The organism is Mucilaginibacter frigoritolerans, from assembly GCF_007830615.1.
GTDB lineage: Bacteria > Bacteroidota > Bacteroidia > Sphingobacteriales > Sphingobacteriaceae > Mucilaginibacter > Mucilaginibacter frigoritolerans.
Map to the genome: position 1 here is coordinate 304,781 of NZ_VLLI01000005.1, position 11,686 is coordinate 316,466.

Annotated in this window: 13 protein-coding genes; 9 read left to right on the forward strand and 4 right to left on the reverse strand. The window is 37.1% G+C overall.

The window, feature by feature from the left end:
* Positions 1-2 precede the first annotated feature (2 nt).
* The 4 genes from JN11_RS10440 (at position 3) to JN11_RS24835 (ending at position 3,397) form a co-directional block, all read left to right on the forward strand.
* Positions 3-1,118 carry a tetratricopeptide repeat protein gene (locus tag JN11_RS10440; protein WP_144912326.1) on the forward strand — a complete coding sequence of 372 codons (1,116 nt, stop codon included), beginning with the start codon at positions 3-5 and terminating at the stop codon, positions 1,116-1,118.
* Positions 1,119-1,127: 9 nt separating this feature from the next.
* Entirely contained in the window at positions 1,128-2,417 is a 1,290-nt protein-coding gene (locus tag JN11_RS10445) for a tetratricopeptide repeat protein (RefSeq protein ID WP_144912328.1), read from the forward strand.
* Between the two features lie 184 nt (positions 2,418-2,601).
* Positions 2,602-3,192, forward strand: a complete 591-nt coding sequence (locus JN11_RS10450) for an SDR family NAD(P)-dependent oxidoreductase (RefSeq protein WP_262713278.1) — start codon at positions 2,602-2,604, stop codon at positions 3,190-3,192.
* Positions 3,176-3,397, forward strand: a complete 222-nt coding sequence (locus JN11_RS24835) for an SDR family oxidoreductase (RefSeq protein WP_262713279.1) — start codon at positions 3,176-3,178, stop codon at positions 3,395-3,397. The genes JN11_RS10450 and JN11_RS24835 overlap by 17 nt, the downstream gene beginning before the upstream one ends.
* 62 nt (positions 3,398-3,459) lie before the next feature.
* Here the strand turns inward: JN11_RS24835 and JN11_RS10455 are convergent, their stop codons facing one another.
* Positions 3,460-3,654 (reverse strand): hypothetical protein, encoded by a 195-nt coding sequence (locus tag JN11_RS10455; protein WP_144912330.1) that lies wholly within the window; start codon positions 3,652-3,654, stop codon positions 3,460-3,462.
* Positions 3,655-3,815: 161 nt separating this feature from the next.
* Between JN11_RS10455 and JN11_RS10460 the strand changes: the two genes are divergently transcribed.
* The 3 genes from JN11_RS10460 to JN11_RS10470 are packed head-to-tail and all read left to right on the forward strand — an operon-like array spanning position 3,816 to position 5,437.
* Entirely contained in the window at positions 3,816-4,313 is a 498-nt protein-coding gene (locus JN11_RS10460) for a PaaI family thioesterase (protein ID WP_144912332.1), read from the forward strand.
* A 36-nt stretch (positions 4,314-4,349) separates the two neighbouring features.
* Positions 4,350-4,808, forward strand: a complete 459-nt coding sequence (locus tag JN11_RS10465; protein ID WP_144912334.1) for a GNAT family N-acetyltransferase — start codon at positions 4,350-4,352, stop codon at positions 4,806-4,808.
* 2 nt (positions 4,809-4,810) lie between these two features.
* A complete protein-coding gene (locus JN11_RS10470) occupies positions 4,811-5,437 on the forward strand; it encodes an AlbA family DNA-binding domain-containing protein (RefSeq protein ID WP_144912336.1) in 627 nt (208 codons plus the stop codon).
* A 29-nt stretch (positions 5,438-5,466) separates the two neighbouring features.
* Here the strand turns inward: JN11_RS10470 and JN11_RS10475 are convergent, their stop codons facing one another.
* Positions 5,467-6,633 (reverse strand): serine hydrolase domain-containing protein, encoded by a 1,167-nt coding sequence (locus tag JN11_RS10475; protein WP_144912338.1) that lies wholly within the window; start codon positions 6,631-6,633, stop codon positions 5,467-5,469.
* Between the two features lie 202 nt (positions 6,634-6,835).
* Between JN11_RS10475 and yiaA the strand changes: the two genes are divergently transcribed.
* A complete protein-coding gene (yiaA, locus tag JN11_RS10480; protein WP_144912340.1) occupies positions 6,836-7,252 on the forward strand; it encodes an inner membrane protein YiaA in 417 nt (138 codons plus the stop codon).
* Between the two features lie 207 nt (positions 7,253-7,459).
* The gene (locus JN11_RS10485; protein ID WP_144912341.1) at positions 7,460-8,839 is read left to right on the forward strand and encodes an MATE family efflux transporter; all 1,380 of its coding nucleotides are present in this window, start codon (positions 7,460-7,462) and stop codon (positions 8,837-8,839) included.
* Here the strand turns inward: JN11_RS10485 and JN11_RS10490 are convergent.
* Both JN11_RS10490 and kynU read right to left on the reverse strand, forming a co-directional pair.
* Positions 8,836-9,738 carry a histone deacetylase family protein gene (locus JN11_RS10490; protein WP_144912343.1) on the reverse strand — a complete coding sequence of 301 codons (903 nt, stop codon included), beginning with the start codon at positions 9,736-9,738 and terminating at the stop codon, positions 8,836-8,838. The genes JN11_RS10485 and JN11_RS10490 overlap by 4 nt on opposite strands.
* Before the next feature lie 532 nt (positions 9,739-10,270).
* Positions 10,271-11,554 carry a kynureninase gene (gene kynU, locus JN11_RS10495; RefSeq protein WP_144912345.1) on the reverse strand — a complete coding sequence of 428 codons (1,284 nt, stop codon included), beginning with the start codon at positions 11,552-11,554 and terminating at the stop codon, positions 10,271-10,273.
* Positions 11,555-11,686 lie beyond the last annotated feature (132 nt).

Sequence of the window (11,686 nt, forward strand, 5' to 3'; positions counted from 1 at the left end):
GCATGCAAAGCCGTAAAATAATAATACCGGTTTTAGTCCTTTTGTTCACCACTTCTGCAGCCTTTTCCCAAAAAGAGGCTTTAAAGAGTGTGGTGAACAATTTGGCTTTTTATAAGCAAAAAAAGGACCTTAAATATTTAGCCAGCGCCAAAAAGTCTGTAGATAGTTTATTTACAACCCATGAGGACTCATTAGACGTTGAAAAGTTAGTTTACAGGGCTATAGTCAATACAAGTATTTTATACATTGACAGCTTGAATAAACTGAATCAGCCTGCAAAGTTTTTTACGCAAACAACAGATTTGGTTGATAAGCTAATTGCCAATAGGAAAATTTACAGATATCCGGAGGAAATTGATTATGTAAGGCGATGTTTAACAAATGTTTATGTTAGAAAAGCATTTGAATACGTCAGGACTTCCGATTTTATAAATGCTATTCAGTTATTCGAGGCTGCACAGAAATATTCCCCGGACTACAAACAATTAAAGGCTTATATTGCTTATTCCAATAATAAACTAGGTAATTTACAACTGGCCGCAAAATATTATACCGATTTAATAAATACAGATAGTGTTAAGGCAGAATATGTAGAATCAGCATCTAATATTTACAAATCAATAGGGGATACCGTAACGGCGCTTGAAATTATTAAAAAGGGTCGTAGATTATTACCCGATAATAAGTCTTTGTTGCTTGATGAAGCAAATATTTATAATAACAGAAAAGATTATAAGGCATTAGGGCCATTATTGCCGGCATTACTTGATATCAATATTAATAATGCAGATATTGCCTTTGTTGCTGCAAACTGTTATGACCATTTGAACCAGTATGATAAAGCGGAATCGCTTTATTTAAGAACCATTGAATTAAATAGTTCTGCATTTGATCCTATATTTAATTTGGGATTATTATACTTTAAACAAAGCTTGTTAAAAAGGGAGAAAGATACTGAACAAAATGCAGCCCGTGCAGCACAATGGTTGGAAAAAGCGAATGAAATAGACCCCAATGATTCGAAATGCCTGGAAGTATTAAAATTAGTTTACGCTCAAAGTGGAAATCAAAATCAAGTAAATAAGATAAATAATAAACTAAAACAGTTAACCAATTAATAAATAATCATGAAAATCAAACTATTGATGGTGGGCCTTTTGGGCTTGATATCAGCAACAACGTTTGCACAAAAAGGGGAATTAAATAATGCCCAGGACAAATACAATCAATACCAGGTTTCTGCCGGATCAAAAGTTCCGGTAATTGTGGCTCAGGGTAAAGCCAGCATTACAGATGCTAAAACATCTATCGACAAAGCTTCAGTTAACCCGAAAACTTCAGCATTACCGCTTACATACGCATTAAAGGCTGCTATTTATGCTTCCATAGCCGTTGATGATTCAGTGCAAACTACTTCAATTGTTGAGTTTAATACAGCATCCGAAGCTTTAAAACAAGCTAAAACGCTTGATACCAAAAATGAAAATGCAAAACTAACCGACCATGCCAATATTCAGTTAGCGCAATACTTATTAAATAAAGGAATTACTGATTTTCAAAACAAGAAGTTTGATGACGCATACAAATCCTTTGATAGTGCGCGTCAGTTAATACCAACTGATACCACAACCATTTTAAATACCGCTATTGCAGCCATCAATGCCAAAAACTATAATGCAGCAATTTTAAATTATAAAGATTTATTGACGACCAATTATTCAGGCAAAAACAGGATTTATAACGATTTGCCTAATATTTACCTAATGAATAAAGATACAGCAGGTGCGGTGAAGATTATTGACGAAGCTTTAGTTAAATATCCCGGAAATACTGCTTTACAAAGAGAAGAGATAGAAATTGCCTTACAAACTGGTAAAACAGCAGATATCACCGGTAAATTACAGGCAGCAATTGCTAATGATCCTAAAAACAAGCTTTTATATTACTATGCGGGTTTAACTTACATCCAAATCGGTGATGCTGCAAATACAAGTTCAGCCAAAATGAAAGATGATGCAGCAAAAAAAGCTACTTATCAAACCGCTTTGGACAATTACTCAAAAGGAGTTGATTACTGTAAAAAAGCTATAGAAATTGACCCGGATTACTTTGAAGCAAACTTAAATTGTGGCTATGCATTAATAAGACCGGCAGTTGATTTATATAATGTTGCCAGAAATATCCCTGTAAATAAAGAAAAGGAATATCAGGCAGCCATTGCAAAAGCAAATGCACAGTTTGATCTGGCAAAACCGTATTTACAAAAAGCTGTTGATTTGAATCCGAAATCTGTTGATGCCTTAACCAACTTAAGAAACTACTACAGAGGAAAGACTGATCCGGCTCATGCTGCAGAAAACACTGCAAAAGCAAACGATTTGAAAAAACAAATTGATGCCTTAACAGGAGGCAAATAAAATAGAAAGGGACGTGTAGTCCCTTTTTAAAGGAATTATTACTTAACATAATGTTAATTATATGAATTAATAGGATATGTTTAAAAGGACTTATTTGTCAATAATATTCCATCTTTTTTATTGGTTTATTATCATACACAAAACATGTCTAACTTGTATCATTTGATATAAGTTAATTGAGATCATGGATTTTAAAATAAAAAACAAAACAGCATTAGTAACCGGATCAACTGCCGGCATTGGATACGCGATTGCTAAAGCATTAGCAAATGAAGGCGTCAATGTAATTGTAAACGGACGTAAAACTGATCGCGTAAATGAGGCTGTAGGAAAATTAAAAAAAGAAACGGGAATGGCAAACATTACCGGCATAGCTGCTGATTTTGAAGATAAAGAACAAGTTGGGCAATTAATTAATCAGTTACCAGAAGTTGATATCCTCATTAATAATGTAGGCATTTTTGAACCTAAAGCTTTTAATGATATTACAGATGAAGATTGGTTTAAATTTTATGAGGTAAATGTGCTGAGCGGTATCAGGTTGTCGAGAGCATATTTTAATAAAATGATTGCTAAAAACTGGGGCCGTATTATATTTATTTCAAGTGAATCTGCCATTCAGATACCAGAAGAAATGATTCACTACGGAATGACTAAAACTGCCCAGATTGCTGTCGCACGAGGGCTTGCCGAATTGACAAAGGGAACCAATGTTACTGTAAATACCCGTACTACCGGGCCCAACTTTATCCGAAGGCGTGGGTGGTTTTATTGAAAACCTGGCAAATGGTAAAGGTATTACTACTGACGAAGTTGAAAAACAATTTTTCCAAACAATGCGTCCTACTTCACTTTTGCGACGCTTTATTGAGCCTGATGAAATTGCCAGTTTAGTAACTTATCTGGCAAGTGATTTATCAATAGCAACCAACGGTGCAGCTGTACGGGCTGATGGCGGTGTAATTAAAAGTGCATTTTAATAGAATAAAAGTTAAAAACAAATGGCCGGAAAAGTATTCCGGCCATTTGTTGTATAAAGATATTAATGATGAGTGGTGTCTTTTTTCACGGCTGTGTCCTTTTTTATGGTATCAACCGTTGATGCCGGAGCACTCATTTTACTTGTATCTTTACTGGTAGTATCACTGCTGCTTGCATTTTTTTGCGAGCTGCAACTGCTTGTAATCGTGCAAATCATTGCCACTATTACCGCGAAACTTAAAATTTGCTTTTTCATAGGTGTTTTAGTTTTATTCATTTATCAAATTTCATAACACTAAAAGTTTCAGCATTGTTTGTATAAAAACAATCAATTAAGGTAAATGATTACATTATAAAGATGTAAATTATTGTAAGCCGAGTTTAAACATTAACGGATTTTTCTGATATTTAGCCAATATGTTAGTATCTGAAGGTGTATTGAAATGGGCTATCAACCTCTACCCTCCTCTGTTTTTTCAGCGCATCCGGGTAATTAAATTTGATAAAGGATTTACTGGTGCCAGCATTAAAGTCAGCAAAAGTATTTTAAATACAAACTATCATGATTCTATTTTTGGCGGCACCATATTTTCCGCAGCCGATCCATTTTATCCCGTTTTATTTTACCAGGTATTAATTCGCAAGGGCTATAAAGTTAAAGCATGGTCACGATCATCAGCTATCAGGTTTGTTAAGCCTGGAAAAACAGATTTATATTTCAGAGCACAGATTACAGAAAAGGATATATCAGGTTGTGAACATCAATTGAATACAACAGGAAAATTCAGGAAATCGTTTCAGGTGGAGATTTATGATAAAATGGATAAATTATGTGCATCCCTTATTAATGAAATTTATGTACGTAATTTAAATTTCATTGATGATAAAACGGATGATTTAACTATTGAAGATTAATTAATAAAAGTTCAGAATTTATAAATGCTTGTAATAATGAATGATGACGTTTTCCTTAAAAAAGGGTTTCAAATATCTACAGATAAAAACCTTTTAGACATTGAAGTGATTTACAAATATCTGAACGAAGATTCTTATTGGGCGCAAGGTATCCCTTCTGAACGATTAACAAGGGCTATTGAAAACTCACTTTGTTTTGGCGTTTATAGTCAGGCGCATTTGGCAGGCTTCGCAAGGGTAATAACTGATAAGGCTACTTTTGCATACATTTGCGACGTTTTTATTTTGCCGCAATTCAGAGGTGTCGGTTTATCAAAATGGCTGATACAAACCATTGTTGAGCACCCAGAATTGCAGGGATTAAGAAGATGGTCATTAGCTACATCAGATGCACATGGCTTATATAGTCAATTCGGGTTTTCGTCAATAACAAAGCCCGAAAGTTGGATGGAGATATTTAAACCTTATCAACTTATAAAGAAAGAGGAAAAATAACTATGAATGTGAAAAGGCTGATTTTTGAAGGAGAAGGGGTATCACTAGATTTTAAGAAGACCATTACAAGTTGCGAAAAAATTGCGCGTACAATGGTGTCTTTTGCTAATAACAGAGGTGGTAAATTATTGATTGGTGTAGCAGATGATGGCTCTATAAAAGGCGTAAAATCAGAAGATGAAGAACGTTACATGATTACCAAAGCAGCTCACCTTTTTGCCCGGCCAGCCCTCGACCCTAGCTTTGAGGAGGTTTATGTTGATGAGAAACTGGTATTAGTAGTTGAAATACCCGGAAGTAACCTGAAACCTCATTATGCCCTTGCCGAGGATGGTAAATGGTGGGTGTATGTAAGGGTAAAAGATAAAAGCGTACTGGCCAGCAAAATTGTAGTTGATGTTTTAAAAAGATCAGCATCAAATGAAGGTGTTCTAATTGAGTATTCAACGCTCGAAAAAACACTTTTGGAGTATTTGGACAAAACTGTAAGGATAACCATAAAAGAGTGCTGTGAGTTGCTTAAAATAAGTCGTAAGCGTGCACAGCAACTACTGGTAGATTTGATCCTGTCAGGTATCATCCGGATTAATACTACTGAAAAGGAAGAGTTTTATACAGCAGTAAGTTAATTTGATAAATAGGGATTATCTGAATCGGGTTATTGAATGGCAGGAATAATATAATGGATAAATAATGCCTGAGAATCATTCCTTAAGCTTTTACCATAATTACCGACTGTTATAATTACTATCATATGGTATGGGTTTAATACAAAGATGCGCTGTCCTCCATTGCCCTTTGCAGCTACTGCTTCCAACCCTTTTCTGTTAACTTTTATGCTGTCTATCCAAAATTGGTAACCATATCCTCCAGGGCCTTCTTCTTCAGGACGTTTTATTGCAATGGTGCTGGAGGAATCTACCCATTTTGAGGGTAGTATTTGCTTTTGGTTGTATATGCCATGATTGGCGTATAACATTGCAAATTTTAAAAGATCTCTTGATCGCAAACGTAATCCTGATGCCGCTGCCGGGTCTCCCCCATCCATTTTTATCCACACATGACTAGTTATCCCCAAAGGGGTAAACAAGTTTTTAGTTGCATAGTTGTTAATGTCTTCACCGCTTACTTTCTTTATAATGGCTGCAAGCAGCTGTGTTCCGCCACTGTTATAATTCCAGGTTGTTCCGGGTGTAACAGCAATCGGTCTGCTAAGAATAAAGGCAAGCGGATTGGAACTATGTTCCATAATGGATTCGCAATTTTTCAATTCATCATTATTCCCTTCATCCCAACTTAAACCCGAACTCATGGTGAGCAGCTGGCGGATGGTTATGTTTTTTTTCTCACTGGTATTATATTGACTATACTCGGGAAAGAATGAAAATACAGGCTGATTAATATCCTTGATCAGGTGTTGATTGATGGCAATACCAATACATGCTGAAACAATACTTTTAGATATGCTTCTCACATCATGCAGATCGTTAACGGAATGCTCCGCATAACCAAGGTCTTTACCCCATATTTCATCTTTCCCAGCGAAATATTGCTCATAAATCAATTTTCCATCCTTTTCGATAAGCAAGCTATGAATGTTAGGAATACTATCTGCCAGGATAAGCCGGGTAAGTTTATTTATTTTTTGTGAATCCAGTCCGCAACGATTTACAGTACCCACCGGGATATCATCATTCAATGGCCTGGGTGTTGAATAAGCATAAAAAGAAATTCGCCGATGTTTGTTGCTACATGAAAATAACACAAATAATAATGCTGCATAAAAGACAGACTTAAGTATATATGCCCTTTTAACAATTTTCATAAAATGAACCGGATGGTTTAATTACTGGGAAACTGTATTTAGTAATACATGACAAGAAAGAAAATCTGATGTTGCATAGATTTATACCTATTAAACGATTTTACCTCAATGGAGGGCATTAATAAATCTTGATATTTTGTAAATATTGATTACCATTGTTTTATTAATTCATCTTATACCTTTTATCATAATTAAAAAAACAATGGATCAGAAACCATCAAACGCGTTTATAGGCGCATCATGGGCAGCTTTAATCATCGGTTTTATAGCATACAACATCGGCTTGTGGAATGCCAAAATGGTACTTAACGAAAAAGGATATTACTTCACCATATTGCTTTTTGGACTCTTTGCTGCAATATCAGTACAAAAAAGTGTTAGGGACAGATTGGAGGGTATCCAGGTTACCAATATTTATTATGGCTTAAGCTGGGCCTGTACCCTTATTTGTGTCTTGCTTCTTACTGTAGGTTTGTGGAATGCAGATTTAACCTTAAGCGAAAAAGGCTTTTATGCCATGTCGTTTTTACTTACCTTATTTGCAGCTATAGCTGTACAAAAGAATACCAGGGATCTGATTAATTTTGACAAGATTGAACGAAAAAGTAACCTTGTCTAACTAGTAGAAGGTAGTCAATTCGGACATTAAATAATAAATCCTGCTGAATTTTGACTAAGCAAAAGCCTTGAAAGTATAACTTTCAGGGCTTTGTTGGTTTTAATAAGTATCCAGCAAAATGAATGCTTTTATTTTAGGTAGGCGTATTTTTGATTCTTAACTTCGGCATCTCAAAACCAAAGTTGCCGTATCTCACATTTATTATCAATGAAATCTATCTACCAAAAATATAAAGGTCATTATTTTGATAACCTTAACCTGGCTATCCCGGTGGTAATATCCCAATTGGGCCATACGCTTGTACAAACTTCTGATACTATTATTGTAGGTCACTTTGCTGGTACCGTTTCGCTGGCAGCGGTATCACTGGCTAATAGTATTTTTGTGATTCTACTGGTTATAGGTATTGGTGTATCTTATGGGATAACACCTTTAATTGCCCAGCATAATGGCCGTGATAATTATGCCGAGTGCGGACAGCTGCTTTCAAATAGTTTGTTTATAAACGTACTAACAGGTATAATACTTTTCACTGTTACAATAGTTGGCTCCATATTATTACTGAATCACCTGCATCAAACCCCTGCTGTAGTAAGCCAGGCAAAGCCATTTCTGTTCTTACTGGGGCTGTCAATTATACCTATGCTGATATTCAATACCTTTAAGCAATTTGCCGAAGGTCTGGGCTTTACTAAACAGGCCATGCTTATTTCAATTTGGGGTAATGTACTTAATGTTTGTGTGGGTATAGTTTTTGTAAAAGGGCTATTTGGTATTAGCCCAATGGGTGTTAAGGGTGTTGGTTACAGTACCCTAATAGATCGCTGTTTAATGGCGCTGGTAATGAGTATGTATGTTTTCAAGTCTGTTAACTTTAAAAAGTATCTCAAAGGCTTTTACCTAACCAATATAAGTAAGGTCCGTTGTTTACAAATTTTAAGCATCGGTGCGCCAGTGGCCATGCAGTACGCTTTTGAGATCAGCGCGTTTAGTGCGGCTGCAGTAATTATAGGTACTATCGGTTACCACGAGCAGGCCGCTCACCAGGTGGCCATTAACCTTGCATCTATTACTTATATGATGGCTAGTGGCTTATCAGCAGCAGCAGCAATAAAATCAGGAAACTACTTTGGGGTAAGTGATCATCAAAAATTGCGGCACTCGGCTATATCCAGCTATCACATTGTTATAGCCTTTATGTGTTGCACAGCTATCCTGTTTACTTTGCTTAATCATGTACTTCCGTGGATTTACACTTCTGATACCATGGTGATAGGTATTGCTGCACAGTTACTTATCATTGCTGCGCTATTTCAATTGTTTGATGGTACGCAGGTAGTGGGCTTAGGTATATTGCGTGGAATGGGTGATGTGAACATTCCGACATTAATCACTTTTCTGGCATATTGGGTGATTGGTTTACCGGTTGGGTATGTTTTGGGGATCATCCTTCATCTGGGTGTTAAAGGCGTATGGTACGGATTGGTGCTGGGTTTGATGGTGTCTTCTATCTTGTTGTTTTTTCGTTTCCAGTTTATCAGCAAACGGAATGAGGATAAAACGGTGATGATACCAGCGCAGGACTAAAAGTATAACTCGTTAGCTACCCGGTAGGTATTACAATGTGCATCAACAATATCCCTGATGTTAGGCGAATAGCCCCCTCCCATGCTTACCTGAACCGGAATGTGGTGTTTGACGCATTGTTCTAATACAAATTGATCGCGGGCTTTACAGGCGTCTCTGCTTAAAGCCATCTTGCCAAGCTTATCTGTTGCCAGTACATCCACACCCGAAAGGTAAAATATAAAGTCAGGCTTTTGCTGTTCAATCAATCCGGGCAGTGTTTGTTGAAGTATTTGCAAATATTCTTCGTCACCGGTACCATCCGGTAAGGCAATGTCAAGGTCGGATTTTTCTTTCCTGAACGGGAAGTTATTAGCCCCATGCATAGAAAAAGTAAACACCCTTTGCTCCTGTTCAAATATCTGCGCGGTGCCATTCCCCTGGTGCACATCTAAATCGATGATTAATATAGATGTAGCTAATTTACTGTTTAATAAATAATTAGCTGTAATTGCCTGGTCGTTTAATAAACAAAAGCCTTCTCCCCAATTGGTGCCGGCATGATGTGTTCCTCCGGCAATGTTAAAAGCCACGCCATACTGAAAAGCATAATGGCAAGCCTCTATTGTGCCCTGAGCAATGCGCTGTTCACGCTCCACTAATTGGGTAGATAACGGGAAGCCTGTCCGGCGTTGTTCTTTGGCAGGTAGGGTTAAATCCCTTAATTGCTCCCAATAGTTTTTCTCGTGCGTCCAGCAGATCACTTCTTCTGATGTCAGAGACGGTGTGAATAAATTATTCTTACTGATTAATCCCTCGTGAAGTAATTGTTCAGGTATCAATTCATATTTCAGCATTGGAAAACGATGTCCCTCTGGCAGCGGATGGATATATATCGGATCGAAGGCTATTTTGAGCATTAATATTTTGTTGAAATCGGACTTAGGCAAATTTGGAAAGAAAAATGGAATTTCAACAGGCTAACAATAAAACGAACGAATTAGAGAGGCTATAATCAATCCTTTTTTCTCAGACTTATAAATGTGAGTCCAAGCGGTTGAAGTTTATTCTGGCGGCCTTTAAAGCGCCCTGGGTAGGGATCACTAACGATTGTGTATACCCGGAAGTCAGATATTATCATTTTCGAAATTTCTATCGGACAGTAACATTGAACAGTGATTTGTCCATACCTAATGATTGATTTTTTGCTTTAGTTATTAACTATAAACACTTGATTATTATTATATTATATAGTTTAATATAATGGAATAAACCTCCGGTTTATACAGCATTGTAAATCTTTAGTTTAATTGAAATTTACTCACTCCACGTGTTTGGAAACTGAAGATGAATCAGTCTGCAAAAAACAATTACTTAGTCAAAATGAAAAAAAAAGCGACAAGGCATTTGCAATGATGGTTAGTTTTTTTAAATCGATTTTAGGCCGCCTAATCAATTTTCTCCCAGTGAAGCTGCGAGAATACCGGCAACGTCAAAAACTTGCTTAAAGCTGTTATAAAGCGGCACCGGGCTTAGGCGAATTACGTTAGGTTCGCGCCAATCGCCAATAACGCTATGGCTTGTTAAAAAATCAAACGTTTTGCGGGCATTGTTTTTGCAAACTATTGAAAGTTGGCAACCCCGTTCGTCTTTGTTTTTTGGGGTGATTATCCTAAGCACGTCTTCGCCTTTGTTCTGGTTAATTTGTTCAATAAGGAATTCCAGATAGCCTGTTAGTAGCTGACTCTTTGCCCGCAGAGGCTCCAATCCGCCTGCCTGTTGAAAGATATCCAGTGCAGCCTTATGCAGGGTTAGTAACATTACCGGGCTTGTACTGAGCTGCCATCCTGCGGCTCCGATTTCCGGCTCAAAATCGTGCGTCATCAAAAAGCGTTTATCTTCACGGTAGCCCCACCACCCCTCAAAGCGGTTAAGTGATTGATTATTAAAATGCTTCTCATTTACAAAAATTCCGCTGATACCACCAGGGCCCGAGTTCATGTATTTGTATGAACACCATGCTGCAAAATCCACATCCCAGTCATGTAAATTCAACAACACATTCCCGGCAGCATGCGCCAGATCAAACCCTGCAAACGCCCCAACCTTATGGGCCGTTTTGGTAATTGCTTCGATATCATAGAATTGCCCGGTGAAATAATTTACCCCGCCAAACAGCACCAAAGCAAGATCATCAGCATGATTGTTAATCGTTTTCAGGATGTCTTCTGTCCTTAAAATTGATTCCCCTTCTCTTGGAAAAATTTCAATAATAGCCTCTTTCGGATCATAACCATGAAACCTGGCCTGGCTGGCAAAAGCATATTGATCTGAAGGGAAAGCACCGCCTTCCATTATTATTTTATAACGTTTACTAGTTGGTTTATAGAAGCTTACCATCAATAAATGAAGGTTAACTGTTAGCGAATTCATTATAGTAACCTCGTCTTTTTTGGCACCAAGCAGGTTGGCAAGTATCCCGGTTAGCTTTTTATGGTAGCCCAACCAGGGATCATCACCCTCAAAAAAACCTTCAATGCCCAGGTTTTTCCAATTAGCAAACTGATCCAAAACATACTGCTGTGCTGTTACCGGTTGAAGCCCCAGGGAATTTCCGCAGAAATATATTACATCCTTCCCTTTATTTTGTGGTACCAAAAATAGTTTTTTTAAATCTTTTAATTCATCCTGTTCATCAAGCGCAGTAGCAAATGCTAGTGTATTCTGGTAGTTCATTGGTCGTTTTAGGTTCTTTTTATATTACAAGTAATAGGGTATAATTTACTGTTTATTAACCGTATATGTGTTTTATTGCATGTCAAAAAAATTAACATGCCTGGTCATTGCTTTGCACAACCTGCTCTTTCT